The sequence below is a fragment of the Hansschlegelia sp. genome, from assembly GCF_035538955.1.
Taxonomy (GTDB): Bacteria; Pseudomonadota; Alphaproteobacteria; order Rhizobiales; family Methylopilaceae; genus Methylopila.
On the sequence record NZ_DATLJK010000009.1, the window covers coordinates 115807 to 133822 of the forward strand.

Sequence of the window (18016 nt, forward strand, 5' to 3'; positions counted from 1 at the left end):
GTCTTGAGCATTGAGGATTTCAAACGCGCCGCCGCGGAGGCGGCGCTTGCGCATGTCGAGCCCGGGATGAAGCTCGGTCTCGGCACAGGCTCCACCGCGGCGATCTTCGTCGAGCTGCTCGGCCAGCGGGTTGAGCAGGGGCTCGACGTCGTCGGCGTCCCGACTTCCGAGGCGACGCGCGAACTGGCGGAGCGCTTCGGCGTCCCGCTGACGACGATGAAGGACGAGCCGGAGCTCGACCTCACCATCGACGGCGCAGACGAGGTCGACCCGCAATTGCGACTGATCAAGGGCGGCGGCGGCGCGCTGCTGCGCGAGAAGATCGTCGCCTATGCGAGCAAGCGGATGATCGTCATCGCGGACGAGAGCAAGCGCGTCGAACGGCTGGGCAAGTTCCCGCTGCCGATCGAGGTGGTCCCGTTCGGCAAGGAGTCGACGCTGCGCGCGATCGCCAAGCTCGCCATCGAGCTCGGCGTAAACGGCGAGGTGGTGCTGCGGCGCTCCGAGGACGGCTGCCCTGTGGTGACCGACAGCGGCCACGTCATCCTCGACGGCCACTTCCACCGCATTGATGAGCCGGAGCGGCTCGCGGCGGCGCTCGTCAGCCTTCCCGGCGTGGTCGAGCACGGCCTGTTCATCGGGCTCGCCAGCCTCGCCATCATCGCCGGCGAGAACGGCGTCTCGACCATCGAGCCAACCGAAGTCCAGCAAGCCTCCAGGAGGATCGCATGATCCTGTCGCTCGCTCCGCGTCGCGTCGCATCGGCGGTGCTGTTCGCAGCCGTGCTTGCGAGCGCGCCGGCGTCCGCAGCGGACCTGAAGCTCGCCCGGGAAGTCGTCGAGGTCTCCGGCGCCGCCGCGAGCTTCAAGGACATCGTGCCGATCTTCCTCGACGAGGCGAAGCGCACCTTCGTGCGCACCAACCCCGAGCTCTCCAAGGATCTGGATCAGGCGATCAAGGTTGTCATGCCTGAGTTCGAGCGCCGGCGGGAGCAGCTTCTGGACCAGATCGCAGGCGTCTACGCCGCGCGGTTCACGGACCAGGAGCTGACGGAGATCAAGGCGTTCTATGAGACGCCGGCCGGCGTGAAGCTGGTGAAGGCGCTGCCGGGCGTGCTGCAGGACAGCTACGACAAGACCAACGCCTGGAGCCGGCAGATGAGCCAGGACGTGGTCACGCGGCTCCGCGAGGAGCTGAAGAAAAAAGGTCACGATATGTGACTTGGCGTGCGGAGTGCGGTTCCGGTGAGTGAGTACGACGTCGACCTCTTCGTGATCGGGGCGGGTTCCGGCGGGGTGCGCGCCGCGCGCGTCGCGGCGGGCTATGGCGCGCGGGTCGCGATCGCGGAGGAGTTCCGCATCGGCGGCACCTGCGTCGTCAGGGGCTGCGTGCCGAAGAAGCTGCTCGTCTACGCCAGCCGGTTCCCGGACGCCTTCGAGGACGCGCAGGGTTTTGGCTGGAGCCTGCCGCAGGCGCCGCAGTTCTCCTGGCCGGCGCTGATCGCCGCCAAGGACCGCGAGATCGCGCGGCTCTCGGGTCTCTACGAGGCCAATCTCGAACGCTCGAACGTCATTGTTCACCAGCAGCGCGCCGTGATCGACGGACCGCACGCGGTGCGGCTTGCCGATGGCGGCCGGATCACGGCCGGCGCCATCCTGATCGCGACCGGCGGCCACCCGGTGGCCATGGAATTCCCCGGTCTGGAGCTCGCGATCTCATCGAACGAAGCTCTCGATCTAGCTGAACTTCCTGAGCGAATTGTCATCCAGGGCGGCGGCTACATCGCGGTCGAGTTCGCGTCGGTTTTCGCCGCCCTCGGCGTCGAGACGATTCTGATCCATCGCGGCAGCAAGGTTTTGCGGGGCTTCGACGAAGATCTGCGCGACGACGTCCAGGAGGCGATGGCGCGGCGAGGCGTGAAGTTCCTGCTGAACGACCACGTCGTCGGAATCGAGCCGACGGACGCCGGCAAGCTTGTCCGCACCGATTGCGGCGAGACGCTCGAGGCGAGCGAAGTCATGATGGCGATTGGGCGGCGGCCGCTGACCGCCGGGCTCGGCCTGGAGTCCGTCGGCCTCGAGTGCGACCACAAGGGGGCGGTCGCAGTCGACGCGTTCTCCCGCACCTCCGTGCCTTCGATCTATGCGATCGGCGACGTCACCAACCGGATGAACCTGACCCCGATCGCGATCCGCGAGGGCCACGCGCTCGCCGACACGCTGTTCGGCGGCCGCCCGACCAGGATCGATTACGCGAACGTGCCGACTGCCGTCTTCACGACGCCGGAGATCGGCACGGTCGGGCTGAGCGAGGAACAGGCCCTCGAGGGCGGGGGTGCGATCGACATCTACAAGACCCGCTTCCGGCCGATGAAGGCTACCTTGTCGGGCGCCGAAGACCGGATGCTGATGAAGCTCGTGGTGGACGCGGAAAGCGACCGCGTGCTTGGCGTCCATGTCCTGGGCGAGGACGCCGCCGAGATCATCCAGGTGGCGGCGATCGCCGTGAAGATGGGCGCGACCAAGGCCGACTTCGACCAGACAGTCGCCCTCCATCCCACGGCCAGCGAGGAACTCGTCACGCTGCGGACGAAATGGACGGGGGTCTGAGCTCGGCCGCGCCTCCCGCTTCCCGGCCGCCGCGGGAGACGCCGCCCGCGGCCAGCGTCCAGACCGGCGGCTCGCCGCTTCCGGAGGCCCGCAAGCGGCAGATCGTGGTCGGCGTGCTGGTCGCGATGCTGCTCGCGGCGCTCGACCAGACGATCGTGGCGCCGGCGATGACCACGATCGGCCAGAGCCTGGGGCACACCGAATACCTGCCCTGGGTGATCTCGGCGTACTTCGTGACCGCGACCGCCGTCACGCCGCTCTACGGCAAGCTCGCCGACATCCACGGCCGGCGGAGCATGATGTTCCTCGCGGTCGCGATCTTTCTCATCGCGTCGGTCCTGTGCGCCCTGGCGCCGTCGCTCTGGGCGCTGATCGCCGCCCGCGCGCTTCAGGGACTTGGCGGCGGCGGGCTGATCGCGCTCGCCCAGACCGTCATGGGCGACCTCGTGCCGCCGAAGCAGCGCGCGCAATACGCCGCGCAAATCTCCGCCGTCTGGGCGACCGCGAGCGTGCTCGGGCCGCTCGTCGGCGGCGTGTTCGCGCAGCACATGCACTGGTCGCTGGTGTTCTGGATCAACCTTCCGCTCGGCGTGGCCGCGCTCGTGATGATGAACGCGCCGCTGAAGGACCTGCCGTTCCGCCCGCACCCGCACCGGCTCGACGCGCCGGGCGCCGCGCTCGTCGTGCTGGGCACCTCCATCGCGATGCTGGCGCTGTCGATCGGCCGCCAGAGCGGCGACTGGAGCTCGCCGACCGTGCTCGGCCTTGCCGCTGCGTCGGCGGCGTCCTGGCTGCTGTTCGGCATCCGCCTTAAAACGTTCGCAGAGCCCCTGATCCCGGTCGAGGTGTTGCGGGACAGGGTTGTGCTGTGCGGCACCGTCGCTGTCGCCATGGGGATGGCGAGCTTTGTCGGGCTGGCGGCGATCGCGCCGGTCTATTTCGAGGTGCAGAACCAGGTCAGCCCGGACGTCGCGGCGCTCGGGCTCATCGGCATGGCGGCCGGATCGGTCTCCGGCGCCGCCATCACGGGGCGCTCCATCCCGAAGCTCTTGCATTACCGCCGCCCGGCGGTGTTCGGCCTCGCGCTCTCGGCGGGCGCGCTGGTCGCGCTCGCAGCGACCATCGAGATGCGCTCCTTCGCTCTCGCCGACGGGCTGCTGTTCCTCTACGGGCTCGGTCTCGGGCCGATCTTCCCGACCGTTACGGTCAGCGTGCAGAACGCGGTCGCGCGCCGCGACCTCGGCGCCGCGACCGGCCTGCTCGCCTTCCTGCGCTCCCTCGGCGCGGCGTTCGGCGTGGCGATCCTCGGCGCGATCGTGCTCGGCGCCGGCGGGGAGGGCGCAGCCAATGCCGGACTCGCCGTCGATCCAGCCGACTTCCGCCTCGCCTTTATCGCAGCGCTGATCGCGATCCTGATCGGGCTCGGCTGCCTCGCCGCCATGCCGGAACGGCCTCTGCGGGACACGATGGAGCCGCACGTCCCAGGCGACTGAAGGGTGGCGTGACTGACGGGTGGCGGTGGTGGCCGGGCGGTGCTAGAAGCCCGCCAACGAGCGGCCGGCTGCGGCCGGGCGACGCATGGTCGTTTCCATAATTGAGCCGCTCGCGACTGAGATGGAGCAGGACATGTCGGAGCGTTGGAGCCCGTCGAGCTGGCGCGACAAGCCGATCGAGCAGTCGCCGGTCTATCCGGATACGGCTGCGCTCGCGGCCGCAGAGGCGCAGCTCGCAAGCTTTCCGCCGCTCGTCTTCGCGGGCGAGGCGCGCAAGCTGAAGCGCCAGCTCGCCAAGGTCGCGGCCGGCGAGGCGTTCCTGCTGCAGGGCGGCGACTGCGCCGAAGCCTTCGCGGAGCACTCCGCCGACAACATCCGCGACTTCTTCCGCGTGCTGCTGCAGATGGCGGTGGTGCTGACCTATGCGGCCGCCTCGCCGGTGGTGAAGGTCGGCCGCGTGGCGGGCCAGTTCGCCAAGCCCCGCTCGTCTCCGACCGAGGTGGTCGACGGCGTCGAGCTGCCGATCTATCGCGGCGACATCGTCAATGGCACCGAGGCGACGCCCGAGGCCCGGATCCCCGATCCGCGCCGGCAGCTCGAGGCCTATCGTCAGTCGGCCGCGACGCTCAACCTGCTGCGCGCCTTCGCGAATGGCGGCTACGCCAATCTCGATTTCGTGCACCAGTGGATGCTCGGCTTCGTGAAGGAGAGCCCTCAGTCCGGCCGCTACCGCGAGGTCGCCGACCGGATCGCGGAGGCGCTCGACTTCATGCGCGCCTGCGGCATCGATCCGGAGTCGCATCCGGAGCTGCGGACCACCGACTTCTTCACCAGCCACGAGGCGCTGCTGCTCGGTTATGAGCAGGCGCTGACGCGCGTCGATTCCACCACCGGCGACTGGTACGCGACCTCCGGCCACATGATCTGGATCGGCGACCGCACGAGGCAGCTCGACCACGCCCATGTCGAATACGCCCGCGGGGTGAAGAACCCGGTCGGCCTGAAGTGCGGCCCATCGCTCAAGCCCGACGAACTGATGCGCCTCATCGACGCGCTTGACCCGGACAACGAGCCCGGCCGGCTGACGCTGATCGCGCGGTTCGGCGCCGAGAAGGTGTTCGATCACCTGCCGGGGCTGGTGCGCGCCGTGAAGGCGGAGGGCCGCAACGTCGTGTGGTCCTGCGATCCGATGCACGGCAACACGATCAAGTCCGCGTCCGGCTACAAGACCCGGCCGTTCGAGCGCATCCTTCAGGAGGCGAGGGCGTTCTTCGAAGTCCACCGCGCCGAAGGCACCTATGCGGGCGGCATCCATGTCGAGATGACGGGCAAGAACGTCACCGAATGCACCGGCGGCGCCCGGGCGATCTCGGACGCAGACCTGCACGATCGCTACCACACGCATTGCGATCCGCGGCTCAACGCCGAGCAGGCGATCGAGCTCGCCTTCCTGGTCGCCGAAGAGCTCAAGAAGGAGCGGCTGGCGCGCGGTCCCAGGCAGGTGATCGCCGCAGAGTGATCGCGGCGGAGTGATCGCGGCGCCCGAAGAAGGGGCGGCGCCCTGAGCAGGGATGCGCCTTGGGCGGCGTGGCAGAGGGAAGGGCGGCACAAGCGCCGCCCGTCCCGCCACACGAGGAAACCGATGCGCAAGCACCTGCTCCTTCCGTCCGCTCTCGCGCTCGCCGTCTGCCTGACCGGCGCGGGATTCGCCGCCGCGCAAGCCGGGCCGCCGCCGCCTCCGCCTCCGCCGCATCATGGAACGGCCCCCGGCGGCGAAGGCCCCGGCGGGATGCGCGGCATGCCGATGGATGGCATGCCGATGCACGGCATGCACGGCATGCACGGCCATGGGCCGGGAATGCGCGGCGCTGATCGCGCGATGCGGCTGGCGAAGCATCTCTCGACCATGGAGACTCTGCTCGGCATCCGGTCAGACCAGCTCGACGCCTGGCGGGCCTTCACCTCCGCGGCGATCGATTTCGTGTCGCCGTCGCGGCCGAAGCCGATGGCGGACGATGACAAGCCGGACCGCGGCGAGGCGTTCGCGATGGCGGATCGCATGGCCGACAAGGCGATCGCGCGGGCCGAAAAGGCGAAGGCCCTGAAGGACGCCGTCGCGGCGCTTCGCCAGAAGCTGACGCCTGAACAGCTCGACCGCGTGAAGGCCGTCGAGGGCGAAATGCGCGAGCGCTTCCGCGGCCGCCATGGCGGCTTCGGGGGGCCTGGCCGCGCCGGACCGATGCGCGGGCCCGGCGGACCGGGCCCGGACGCGCCGTCTGCGCCCGATCAGCAGCCCAACTGATCAGGTCCAGAGCCCCGAAAGCCCCGCAACCGCTGCGGGGCTTTCTTCTGGAGGCCGTCGCCGATTGCCCAAAGAGGGGCGGGCCGCTAGACGACCCTCATGCCGCACCGTTCACCCGCACCCGGCCTGCCCGGGACCTCGCCTGAAGCGCCGGCGCCTGCGGGGTCTGGGCGATGAACGTCTACCGTTTCGCGCCGTCGCCGACGGGCTATCTGCATCTCGGCAACGCCCGCACGCTGCTGCTCAACGCGCTGCCGGCGCGCGCCGGCGGCAAGTTCATCCTGCGGCTCGACGACACCGACGCGGCGCGCGTGCGCGAGGAGTTCGTCACAGGGATCCGGGAGGATCTCGCCTGGCTCGGCATCGCCCCCGACGAGGAGCGCCGGCAATCGGAACGGACAGAGATCTACCGGGCCGCCTTCGAGCGCCTCCGGGTAGCGGGGCGCATCTATCCAGCCTACGAGACGCCGGAGGAACTCGAGCGGGCCCGGCGGCTGGCGCGGCTCTCGGGCCGTCCGCCAGTCTATGACCGTCGCGCCTTGAGGCTGACGGAGGCGGAGCGGGCGGCGCTTGAAGCGGAAGGTCGCCGGCCGCACTGGCGCTTCCGCCTCTCGCAAGGCCGGGCAGGCTGGGCCGATGGCTTCCGCGGCCCGCAGGAGATCGATCTTGCAAGCCTCTCGGACCCGGTGATCGTGCGGGACGACGGCGCGTTCCTCTATGTCTTCACCAGCGTCGTGGACGACGCCGATCTCGGCGTCACCTCGGTGGTGCGCGGCGAGGACCACGTCACCAACACGGCGGTCCAGCTCGACATCTTCGCGGCCCTCGGCGCTGCGCCGCCCGCCTTCGCGCACCACAATCTGCTGACCACGGCGGACGGCGAGGGGCTGTCGAAGCGGCAGGGCAGCCTGTCGCTTCGCTCGCTTCGCGAGGAGGGCCTCGAGCCGCTGGCGGTCGCAGCCTATGCGGCGCTGATCGGCAGCTCCGAGGCGGTGCGGCCGGTCGCGGATCTGGACGAGCTCGCGGCTCTGGTCGCGTCCGCCCGCCCGTCGCGCGCGCCGGCGCGGATCGATCCGGACGAACTCGCCGCGCTCTCGGCCAAGACCGTCCATGCGCTCGATTTCCAGGCGGTCGCGGCCCGGCTCGAACAGCTCGGCGTGGGCGGCGGCGCCGTGTTCTGGGAGACCGTGCGCGGCAACCTCGCGACCTTGGCGGAGGCCGCGGACTGGTGGCGCATCGCGCGCGAGGCGGCTGCGCCCTCGTCGCCAGCCCCCGAAGACGTTCCGCTGCTCGCCGAGGCCGTGCGGTCGCTGCCGGCCGAGCCCTGGGATGAAACGACGTGGAAGAGCTGGACCGCCGGCCTTTCGGCCGCGACCGGACGAAAGGGGCGCGCGCTGTTCGCGCCGCTGCGGCTTGCGCTCACCGGCATGCCGCATGGCCCCGAGCTCGCCCGCCTGCTGCCCTTCATCGGGCGGGAGCGGGCTCTGGCGCGGCTAACCGAGGCTCAGCGCCGCGCGGCCTCTCCGGCGGCCGGCTCCAGAGCAGACTGATCGCGCAACCAGTCGAGCAGGCCGTCGGCCGCCGCGACGCCGGTGGCGAAACAGGCCTGCAGCAGATAGCCCCCGGTCGGCGCTTCCCAGTCCAGCATCTCGCCGGCGACGAACGCCCCCGGTCGGCGGAGGAGCATGAAACGGTCGTCGACCTGATCGAGGCGCACGCCGCCCGCGGTCGAGATCGCCCTGTCCAATCCGTAAGGCGCGACAAGCGTCAGCGGCAGGTTCTTGATGCGCTGAGCGAGTTCGGCCGCGTCCTGTGGCAGCGGTCCCATCTCGCGCAGCAGCGCGACGGCGACCGGCGGCAGCGCCGCGGCCTTGCGGAGGTGGGTCGACCATGAGCGGGCCCCGCGCGGCGCTGCGAGCCGTCTTGCGAGCTCGTCCTGCGGGAGGTCCGGGCGGAGGTCGAGCAGCGGCCGGGCGGAGCCGTCGCGGTCGGTCGCATCGCGCAGCTCAGCGGAGACCGCATAGATCAGCCCGCCCTCGACGCCGTCGCGGGTGACGACCGCCTCGCCGCGCGCGCGGCGGCCCGCGAACGTGAGGGCGGCGCGCTTTATCGGCTCGCCGGCGAAGCGGTTCGCAAAATGCTCTGACCAGTCGACCCTGAAGCCGCAGTTCGCCGGCCGCAGGGGCGCGGCCTCGACGCCTTCGGCCATGAGGATCTCCAGCCAGCCGCCATCGGCGCCGAGCCGCGGCCAGCTCGCGCCGCCGAGCGCCAGCACGACCGCCGTAGACGAAGCGATCAGCCCGCCCTCGGGGGTCGAAAAGCGCAGCGCCCCGTCCTCGGCGAACCCCGTCCAGCGATGCCGGAGCCGGAACGCGACGCCCTGGCCTGCGAGCCGACGAAGCCAAGCGCGCAACAGCGGAGATGCCTTCAGTGGCTTCGGGAAGACGCGGCCGCTGGTGCCCACGAAGGTCTCGACGCCCAGCCCATGGCACCACGCGACGAGCTCCGCCGGCGGAAAGGCGCGCAAGGTCCGCTCGAGCGCCGGGGCGGCGGCGCCGTAGCGCTCCAGCATGCGCTCGAGCGGTTCGGAATGCGTGAGGTTGAGGCCGCCGCGCCCCGCGAGCAGGAATTTGCGCGCCGGCGCCGGCATTCGGTCATACACGGTCACGGCGCATCCGGCCGCCGCCAGCCGCTCCGCCGCGATCAGCCCGGCAGGCCCCGCGCCGACGATCGCGACGTCGGCTTTCAACTGCGGGCGCTCCGCCGTCGACGCGTCGCTAGGGCGCAAGCGGGTGCGCGCAAAGGCTTTAGATCAGGAGCCTTACCCCCTGATTTCTCAGAGCTCATTGTCTTTTCTTTAAGGCGCTTTTGTTAGACCCGGCAGGATCGCGTCAGTTGCGACGAGAGCCTTCCGGCGTCGAGAACGCGCCAGCCAGTTATCGTCACTCGCCCGGTTTACGCGAGCGGGCCCGGCGCGGCCAAGAGGTTTTGACGACCGACATGCCGCTGATCTGCATCCTGGACGACCGGGTCACCAACCGGAACATCTTCGCCAAACTTGCGGCGTCGATCGAGCCGGACGTGACCGTGCGCGCGTTCGGGAGCCCGCTCGAAGCGCTCGCCTGGATGGCGGAGAACACGCCCGATCTCGTCATCACCGACTTCAAGATGCCGGAGCTCGACGGCGCGGAGTTCACGCGCCGCTTCCGCGCCCTGAGGGGCTGCGAGGACGTCCCCGTGGTGGTGCTGACGGTCTATGAGGAGCGCAGCTTCCGCCTCAGCGCGCTCGAGGCCGGCGCGACCGACTTCCTGCAGAGCCCGGTCGATCATCACGAGTTCCTGACGCGGGCCCGCAACCTCCTGAAGATGCGCCGGCAGCAGCTCGTCATCGCGAGCCGCGCGGTCACGCTGGAGAAGGAGCTGAGGACCAGCGAGCGTTCGCGCGAGCAGGCGCTGCGCGACTCCTCCGAGCGTCTCGCGCAGGTGATCGACACCGTGCCGGCGATGATCAGCGCCGCGGACCGGTCCGGCCGGTGCATCTTCGTCAACGCCTATCAGGCCGCCATGAAGGGCGTCGAGGCGCCGGCGCTGCTCGGCCGCTCGGCGATCGACATGTTCGGCCCGGAGCACGGCGCCCGCAGCGCCGCCCTTGATCGACTGATCTGCGAAAGCGGAGCGACTATCCCCTCCTTCGAGGAGGAGATCACCACCCGGGGCGGCGAGCGGCGCTGCTTCCTGACCACGAAGGCGCCGCTGCGCGACGCGGCCGGCGAGATCGTCGCCGTCCTCACCACCTCGCTCGACATCACCGACCGCAAGCGGGCGGAGGGGCATCTCCGGCATCTCGCCCATCACGACGCGCTGACCGACCTGCCGAACCGCGCGCTGCTGCACGAGCGCGTGCGCCACGAGATCGCGCATGCGCGCCGCACCGACCGCAAGTTCGCGCTGCACCTGTTCGACCTCGACCGCTTCAAGGGCATCAACGACGTCCTCGGCCACCACGTCGGGGACCGGCTGCTGCGCGCGGTCTCGGAGCGGCTGAGAGCCACGGTGCGGGAGAGCGACACCGTCGCCCGGCTCGGCGGCGATGAGTTCGCCATCCTGCAGGCTGATGTGGGAAGCGTCGAGGACACCACGGAACTGGCCCGGCGGGTGCGCGAGGCGCTCGCGATCCCGTTCCGGTTCGACGGCGAGGAGGTCTCGACCTCGGCCAGCATCGGCATCGCGTTGTTTCCGGATAACGGCTTCGACGTCGACGAGCTGCTCAAGAACGCCGACCTTGCGATGTATCGCGCGAAGGCCGACGGCCGCGACGGCTTCCGCGCTTTCGCCGCCGACATGGACACCAGCGCCCGCGCGATCACCGTGCTGGAGAGCGATCTGCGCCGCGCGCTGGCCCGCAACGAATTCGAGCTGCACTACCAGCCCCAGGTCGACCTCTCGACCGGCCGGATCGTCGGCGCAGAGGCGCTGATCCGGTGGCGGCGCGAGAATGGCGATCTGGTCAGCCCCGGCGAGTTCCTGCCGCGCGCGGAAGAGAACGGCCTGATCGTGCCGATCAACGAGTGGGTGCTGCGCGAGGCCTGCGCGCAGGCCGCCTCCTGGCCGAAGCTCGGGCTCCCGCCGATCCGGATCGCGGTCAACCTGTCGGGCGTGCAGTTCCGCAAGGTCGACGTCAGGCAGGTCGTGCTCGACGCGCTGGAGGTTTCCGAACTCGATCCGAAGCGGCTCGAACTCGAGCTGACGGAGACGATCCTGCTGCAGGACACCGGCACCGTGGTCGGCCAGCTGAAGGCTCTGCAGGAGCGCGGCGTCACCTTCTCGATCGACGATTTCGGCACCGGCTACTCGTCGCTCGCCTATGTGAAGAACTTCCCCGTCGACCGGCTCAAGATCGACCGCAGCTTCGTCGACAACCTCAAGAACGACGCCAATGACGCCGCCATCGTGCGCGCGATCATCAGTCTCGGGCACAGCCTGGATCTCGAAGTCATCGCCGAGGGCGTCGAGACCGCAGCCCAGGTGGCGCATCTGCGCGCCGAGGGCTGCGACGAGGTTCAGGGCTTCTACTTCGGCCGTCCGATGCGCGCGCCCGATCTCGTGGAGCTGGTCCGGCGCGAGACGCTGCTGGTCAGGACTGCATGATGACGCGCCGGGCGCGCGGGACGGCGGCGCAGCAGCCGCCTGCTCGGCCGTCAGTTCTGCGCTGGCTCGTCGCGCGCCTGAAGAACCGGCCCGACGGCGAGCACGAGATGGCGCTGAACCGGCTGGTGCTGGCGCTTCTGGTGCTCGGCTATCTGAGCGTCCAGGCCTATGAGGAAAGCAACCCGTTCACCCGGCCGTTCGAGATCACGGCGATCTTCGCGCTCGGAGCGCTCGGCTTCCTCGTCCACATGCTTTGGCGGCCCGGTTCGTCGCTGCCGCGGCGCGCGCTTGCGATGGTGTTCGACTTCGCAGGCATCTCGTATTGCCTGCACGCCGGCGGCGCCCTCACGGCGATCATCTACCCCACTTATCTGTGGGTGATCTTCGGCAACGGCTTCCGGTTCGGGATTCCGTCCCTGCTCGCCGCCGCCTCGGTCGCCATCGCGAGCTTCGCAGTGGTGATCGCGACCACGCGCTACTGGCACGACAATCTCGGCCTCTCGCTCGGCCTGCTTTTCGGTTTGCTGATCCTGCCGGCCTATGCGGCGACGCTGATCAAGAAGCTGCAGCGCGCGAAGCTCGCCGCCGAGGAGGCGAGCCGGGCGAAGAGCCAGTTTCTCGCGAGCGTGAGCCACGAACTGCGCACGCCGCTCAACGCCGTGATCGGCCTGACCGATCTGCTCGACGCCACCGAGCTCGACGCCGAACAGCGCGACATGGTCCGCACCACGGGAGAGTCGGGCCGCGTGCTGCTTGGGCTGATCGACGAACTGCTCACCTTCAGCCGGATCGAAGCCGGCCGGATGCCCACGAACATCGTCGATTTCGACCTGCACGAGCTGCTCGCGGGCGTGCGGGGGCTGCTGATGACGCAGGCCCGCGGCAAGAATCTGCGGTTCGGGATCCACGCTACGCCGCGCACCCCGTACCGGCTGCGCGGCGAGTCCCGCCAGATCCGCGACGTGCTGCTCAACCTCGCCGGCAACGCCGTCAAGTTCACCGAGCAAGGCGGCGTGGTCGTCAGCGTCGATCTGGTGGGAGGCTCTGCCGAGCGGCCGCGCCTGCGTTTCGAGGTGACGGACACCGGCATCGGGATCGCGCCCGAAGCCCGCACCCGAATCTTCGAGAGCTTCACGCAGGCTGACGAAACCATCATCAACAGCTATGGCGGCACCGGCCTCGGCCTCGCCATCTGCAAGCAGTTCGTCGAGCACCAGGGCGGCACGATAGAGCTGGAGAGCGAGCCCGGAGTCGGCAGCACCTTCGCGTTCGAACTCGATCTGGAGGCCGCGGCCGAGCCCTCCGCCATACCGGATCGCCTGGAGGCGCAGGTCGTCGCGCTGGCGCCCCGGGAGGCCGCCGCGGCCGCGCTCGCCGAGGCGCTCAGGGACATCGGCGTCGAAGCCGCCCCCGCCGTTGACGTCCGCTCCGCGCTGCGGCTGCTGCGCGCGCAGCCGGGCGGTCGGCGCGTCGTCGTCGTCGAGGCGCAGCCGGGCGAGCCGGACGCGGAGGCGCTGGCCAGCGCGATCCGAGCCGCGGACACGGAAGAGCTCGTCGAGATCGCGCTGATCGACCCGTCCTTGGGCGCGGGCCTGCCCGATGTCGACCTGCGCCTGTTGTGCGCCGCTGCGGCCGCCCGCCCGACGCCGGGCAAGCTGGCGGCGATGGTCAGGGCCGCGAGCGCAGGCTCGGGCGGTCGCGCCGGCGTCCGCCGCGTGGCCGGCCAGACGAAGGTCGCAGATCGGCGCCTCGCGATCCTGGTCGCCGAGGACAACCGCACCAACCAGAAGGTCATCACCAAGATTCTCGAGCGCGCCGGCCACGAGGTCCGCATCGCCGACAATGGCGAACTGGCGCTCGACGCGCTGACGGAGCGCCAGTTCGACCTGGTGCTCATGGACGTCAACATGCCGGTTCTGGACGGCATCGAATGCGCCAAGCTCTACCGGTTCGCCTCGATCGGGAAGACGCGCGTCCCGATCGTGGCGCTGACGGCCGACGCCACTCCGGCGGCGCGCGAGCGTTGCCTCGATGCCGGGATGGACGCCTGCCTGACGAAGCCCATCGAGCCGGACCGGCTGCTCGCGATGATCGACGAGATCACCGCCGGGGCGCCGGGCCTCGCGACAGCCGAGGCGGAGCAGGCCGCCGCCGAGTCGCAGACCGTCGATGACGAACTCGTCGCGAACATCGCCGAGCACCCGAACTTCCGGCCGGCGCGGCGCGCGGTGGTCGACAAGCGGACGCTCTCGGACCTTGAGGATCTCGGCGGCAGGGAATTCGTCGGCGACCTCGTGGGCGAGTTCATCGGCGAGGCGGCGGGCGTGCTCAAGGCGCTCCAGCAGGCGGTCCAGATGGGCGAACCGAGCGCGTTTCGCGAACAGGCGCATGCCCTGCGCAGCGGCGCGGCGAACATCGGCGCGCGCGGCATCTATGAGATCTGCCTGTCCTGCCGGAACATCGACGCGCGCGAACTGGCGGCGCACGGCGCCGAGCGCGTCAGTCGGCTCGAAGCCGAGTTCGAACGCGTCCGCAAGACGCTGCTGCGGCAGTTCCCGGACCGCGAGGAGCGGCAGGGGGAGGGCGGCTGAAGCCGGCTACTCGGCTGCGTAGGCCGCCGACCCGGCCTGAAGCCGGCGATCCTGGGCGGCCGTAAGCCGCCCCATCTTCCGCAGGTCGGACTCTTCGACCTGCAGGGCCGCGTCGACCCAGATGTCGGTGATGTCTCGCAACTCGTCGTAAAGCAGCGGGGCGACCCGCCGGCCGGCGCGGAACAGAGCGGAGAGGCCATTGTGCCGGCGCAGGTTGCGGCTCAGCAGCCGGTGCGTCTCGGCGACGCCGTCGCCCGGCTCGGCAAGCGCCTGCACGAGCCCACGTTCGTGGAGCTCTTCGGCCGAGTACAGCTTGCCGCTGGCGATGATCTTTTCGGCCTCGGCCATGCCGACGCGGCGCGCCAGCAGGCTGTAGGCGCCCATTCCCGGGAACAGGTTGAACAGGATCTCCGGCAGACCGAATTTCGCGCCGCGCTCCGCGACGATCATGTCGCAGGAGAGCGCGGCCTCGAAGCCGCCGCCGAGCGCGTCGCCCTGAACCAGCGCGACGGTGATGACGGACTGGTCGAACCCGATCGCGTTCTCGTGCAGAACGTCGATGCAGGCGCGGGCGTAGTTCCGCAGCCCTTCCCGATCCTGGGCGCGGATCCAGCCGCGGAACAGGTCGAGGTCGCCTCCGAGGTTGAAAATGCCCGGTAGGCGGGAGGCCAGCACCCAGTATTTCAGCGGCGGCCCGTCGGGAGCAGGCTCCGCGAACGCCTGCCGTATCGCGCGCTGATGCGCAGAGATGTCGCGGAGCAGACCGGGGGTGAAGCTGGGCGCGCCCTGCGGGTTCATCCAGCACCAGCAGGCGCTTTGGCCGGCATCGAGCTCGACCTCGATCTCGCCATAGCGGATCGAGTCGAGAGCCTGCCGTTCATGGGCCTCGCGAGGCGACGCCGGGCCGAGCGCTGTCCGCAATTTCGCGCGGGCGCGGTCGAGGCTCAAAAAGGGGCGACCTTCAGGGAGGCTCATCGATATCGACATTGCGAACTCACCCAACACAGCTGACAAGCGCAGAGCGTCCGTCCTCAGGATATTAACGTTCTGTTTACCTGTCTGAAAGGGGCGGCCAATTCAGCTGCTGTCATTTACCCCGTGTTAACTATATATCTGAAGTCAACGCTCGCCGAGTGGGACGGGAGAGTGCTGTATCACTCCGGGAATACTGAGAAATTACGTTTGTCTATGCAGTATATCGACGAGGTCTCCGCGTCGGCGTACTCATTAGGTCGTCTCACGACGAGCCCCAGCTCGCGGCGGCGTTGAATACAGCACGGTGACGGAGCGAGCCGCGCGGCGATCTGCTTGTCATGCGGTCACCATTTCAGTCCCTCCCGATCAAACGAACTGGGCAGGATTGGCGAGGAAGGGCGCCTCAGCTGAGTCGGCTTACAAAACAGCCTGCGGCGTTTTGACGCGCATGCGGCCGGTGATCCGCCCCTGCCGGCCTGCTGCCTCGCGGCCGGGTCGGGAGACACTGAACGGCGGACCGGGTAGGTTCCGCAGCGAGGCTGAACTCGGACGGATTGGTGATGACAGGACTGCGTTGGCTGCTCGCTCCCCTTTGGGCAGCCCAGATCTTCACCGGGGCCAAGTCGTTCTGCGACAACGGCATCCTGGGCAGCGAGACATTGAATCGGCGAGGCCTGCACGTCTGGCGGGTGCGGCTGGCTTACCGGCTCGCCGAGAAACGACGCGCGCGTCTGGCCTCCCGCGTCCCCCCGGATGATCGAGAGGCCTTCGCGCGCGACGGGTTCATCCTGAAGAGCGATTTTCTGCCGCCGGAGGATTTTCGCGCGCTGGTGGCCGAGCTCGAGAACGCCCACGCTCCCGCCAGGGAGATGAAGCAGGGCGACGCCGTCACGCGGCGGATCGCGCTCGATCCGGAAAACCTAAAGAACCTGCCAGCCTGCGCCTCGCTCGTCCGCCGGCCTGAGTTCCAGAACCTGCTGCGCTACGTGTCGAGCTTCGACGCCGAGCCGATCATCTATGTGCAAACGGTGTTCGCGCAGGTCGACCGGTCCTCGACCGACCCGCAGACCTCCGTGCACGCCGACTGCTTCCATCCCACCATGAAGGCGTGGCTGTTCCTGCACGACGTGGAGGAGGATCTCGGCCCGTTTGTCTACGTGCCGGGGTCGCATCGGCCGACGCCGCGGAAGCTCGCCTGGGAGAAGCGGATGAGCGTTCGGGCGTCCGCGCTGGACCGGCTGTCGGCCCGCGGCTCGTTCCGTGTCCGGCCGGACGATTTGAAGCGCATGCGGCTTCCGGAGCCGAAGAAGTTCGCGGTGCCGGCGAACACGCTGATCGTGGGCGACACCTCCGGCTTCCATGCCCGGGGCAAGAGCGAGCGGCCTTCGACGCGCGTCGAGATCTGGGCCTATTCGCGGCGCAATCCGTTCCTGCCGTGGACCGGGCTCGACATCTGGACGCTCGCGCCCTTGCGCGGCCGACAGGCCCCGCTGTTCTGGGGCCTGCTCGACCGGCTCGAGCGCTTCGGTTTGGGCCGCAGTCCGTGGCGGAACGCAGGCGTGGTGACGGCCTCGTCGCCGCCGGCCCCGCGTCAGTAGCCGCCGGCGCTCACCACTTCCCGACATTCGGCATTGAGGCCCAAGGCTCCGCCGGCGGCTTGGCGGGCCCGGCCTGCAGCAACTCGATCGAGATGTTGTCGGGCGAGCGGACAAACGCCATGCGGCCGTCACGCGGCGGCCGGTTGATCGTCACGCCGCCCGCCATCAGCCGCTCGCAGGCCGCGTAGATGTCCTCGACCTCATAGGCGAGGTGGCCGAAGTTCCGCCCCTCGCCGTAGACCTCGGGGTCCCAATTGTACGTCAGCTCGACCTGCGCGTCCGTCTGTCCGGGCGCGGCCAGAAAGATCAGCGTGAAGCGCCCCTGCGGACTTTCGGTCCGGCGGACCTCCTGCAGTCCGAGCTTGTCGCAATAGAAATCGAGCGAGGCGTCGACGTCGCTTACGCGCACCATCGTGTGCAGATATTTCATGCGGGCGTTCTCCGGCTTGCGGCGGTCCGCGTAGCTATAGGGCGGCGCGCGAACCGCAAGGGCGCGGCCGTCCGGCGGGACCGGAGCGGCCGAATCTCGACCCCCGCTTTAACCGCATCTTCGCCCTGTGCATGGAGCCCGCGCCTTGATTGGGCCATTTTTCGCTTCCCCCCACTCCCGCGGATGCTATCGTTAGTCTGATCGAGTCGGGGCGGCGGCTCTCGTTACGCGGTGTATCCGGGCGGGCGGTTCGTAATGGGTGCTGACAGGGCGAGGAGTGGTTCCCCGGGAACGATGGAGCGGCCGAGCGCTTCGTCCGAGGCGGCGCCCATCGATCTGTACGAGGTGTCCGGCACCATCAAATGGTTCGACGTCGCCAAGGGATACGGCTTCATCGTGCCCGACAATGGCGGCCCGGACGTCCTGCTGCACGTCACCTGCATGCGCCGGGACGGCTTTCAGACGGCGAATGAGGGCGCGCGCATCGTCTGCGAGGCCCAGCTCCGGCCGAAAGGCGCTCAGGCGTTTCGCGTGCTCTCGATCGACGACAGCACGGCGCTTCATCCCGGCGAGCTTCCGCCGCCGCGCACCCACGTCTCGGTCACCCCGACAAGCGGGCTCGAACTGGTCGAGGTCAAGTGGTTCAACCGGCTGCGCGGCTTTGGCTTCCTGACGCGCGGCGACGGTTCGCCCGACATCTTCGTCCATATGGAGACGCTGCGCCGGTTCGGGATCATGGAACTGCGCCCCGGGCAGAAGGTGTTCGTGCGCTACGGTCCCGGGCCCAAGGGTCTGATGGCGGCCGAGGTCCGGCCCGATGGGCCGGGCGGCGCCCCGTCCTCGCACTGACCGCGCCCCGTACGCGAGGGG

Annotated in this window: 14 protein-coding genes; 11 read left to right on the forward strand and 3 right to left on the reverse strand. The window is 69.5% G+C overall.

The window, feature by feature from the left end; genetic code table 11:
• Positions 1-3 precede the first annotated feature (3 nt).
• From rpiA to VM780_RS05120, 7 genes are all read left to right on the forward strand, one after another.
• A complete protein-coding gene (gene rpiA, locus VM780_RS05090) occupies positions 4-732 on the forward strand; it encodes a ribose-5-phosphate isomerase RpiA (protein ID WP_325445787.1) in 729 nt (242 codons plus the stop codon).
• Complete coding sequence (locus tag VM780_RS05095) at positions 729-1220, forward strand: DUF2059 domain-containing protein (RefSeq protein WP_325445788.1); 492 nt, start codon at positions 729-731, stop codon at positions 1218-1220. The genes rpiA and VM780_RS05095 overlap by 4 nt, the downstream gene beginning before the upstream one ends.
• A gap of 24 nt (positions 1221-1244) precedes the next feature.
• Positions 1245-2609, forward strand: coding sequence for a glutathione-disulfide reductase (gene gor / locus VM780_RS05100; RefSeq protein ID WP_325445789.1), 1365 nt, complete (start codon positions 1245-1247; stop codon positions 2607-2609).
• On the forward strand, positions 2594-4102 hold the full coding sequence (locus tag VM780_RS05105; protein WP_325445791.1) for an MFS transporter: 1509 nt from the start codon (positions 2594-2596) through the stop codon (positions 4100-4102). The genes gor and VM780_RS05105 overlap by 16 nt, the downstream gene beginning before the upstream one ends.
• 133 nt (positions 4103-4235) lie before the next feature.
• Complete coding sequence (locus VM780_RS05110) at positions 4236-5621, forward strand: class II 3-deoxy-7-phosphoheptulonate synthase (RefSeq protein ID WP_325446239.1); 1386 nt, start codon at positions 4236-4238, stop codon at positions 5619-5621.
• Between the two features lie 123 nt (positions 5622-5744).
• Complete coding sequence (locus VM780_RS05115; RefSeq protein ID WP_325445793.1) at positions 5745-6404, forward strand: Spy/CpxP family protein refolding chaperone; 660 nt, start codon at positions 5745-5747, stop codon at positions 6402-6404.
• Between the two features lie 173 nt (positions 6405-6577).
• Complete coding sequence (locus VM780_RS05120; protein ID WP_325445795.1) at positions 6578-7954, forward strand: glutamate--tRNA ligase; 1377 nt, start codon at positions 6578-6580, stop codon at positions 7952-7954.
• On the opposite strand, the gene VM780_RS05125 is transcribed toward VM780_RS05120, so the two are convergent.
• Positions 7909-9153 (reverse strand): TIGR03862 family flavoprotein, encoded by a 1245-nt coding sequence (locus tag VM780_RS05125; protein WP_325445797.1) that lies wholly within the window; start codon positions 9151-9153, stop codon positions 7909-7911. The genes VM780_RS05120 and VM780_RS05125 overlap by 46 nt on opposite strands.
• 251 nt (positions 9154-9404) lie before the next feature.
• Between VM780_RS05125 and VM780_RS05130 the strand changes: the two genes are divergently transcribed.
• Positions 9405-11552, forward strand: a complete 2148-nt coding sequence (locus VM780_RS05130) for a putative bifunctional diguanylate cyclase/phosphodiesterase (protein ID WP_325445799.1) — start codon at positions 9405-9407, stop codon at positions 11550-11552.
• Positions 11552-14143: a hybrid sensor histidine kinase/response regulator gene (locus tag VM780_RS05135; protein WP_325445801.1), complete on the forward strand. Its 2592-nt coding sequence runs from the start codon at positions 11552-11554 to the stop codon at positions 14141-14143. Before VM780_RS05130 ends, VM780_RS05135 begins: the two co-directional genes overlap by 1 nt.
• 6 nt (positions 14144-14149) lie before the next feature.
• Here VM780_RS05135 and VM780_RS05140 read toward each other — a convergent pair whose 3' ends face one another.
• Positions 14150-15091: a crotonase/enoyl-CoA hydratase family protein gene (locus VM780_RS05140; RefSeq protein ID WP_325445803.1), complete on the reverse strand. Its 942-nt coding sequence runs from the start codon at positions 15089-15091 to the stop codon at positions 14150-14152.
• Between the two features lie 587 nt (positions 15092-15678).
• On the opposite strand from VM780_RS05140, the gene VM780_RS05145 reads away from it, so the two are divergent.
• On the forward strand, positions 15679-16716 hold the full coding sequence (locus VM780_RS05145) for a phytanoyl-CoA dioxygenase family protein (protein ID WP_325445805.1): 1038 nt from the start codon (positions 15679-15681) through the stop codon (positions 16714-16716).
• Positions 16717-16726: 10 nt separating this feature from the next.
• Here the strand turns inward: VM780_RS05145 and VM780_RS05150 are convergent, their stop codons facing one another.
• On the reverse strand, positions 16727-17146 hold the full coding sequence (locus tag VM780_RS05150; protein WP_325445807.1) for a VOC family protein: 420 nt from the start codon (positions 17144-17146) through the stop codon (positions 16727-16729).
• A gap of 294 nt (positions 17147-17440) precedes the next feature.
• Between VM780_RS05150 and VM780_RS05155 the strand changes: the two genes are divergently transcribed.
• On the forward strand, positions 17441-17995 hold the full coding sequence (locus tag VM780_RS05155) for a cold-shock protein (protein WP_325445809.1): 555 nt from the start codon (positions 17441-17443) through the stop codon (positions 17993-17995).
• The last annotated feature ends 21 nt before the right edge of the window (positions 17996-18016 follow it).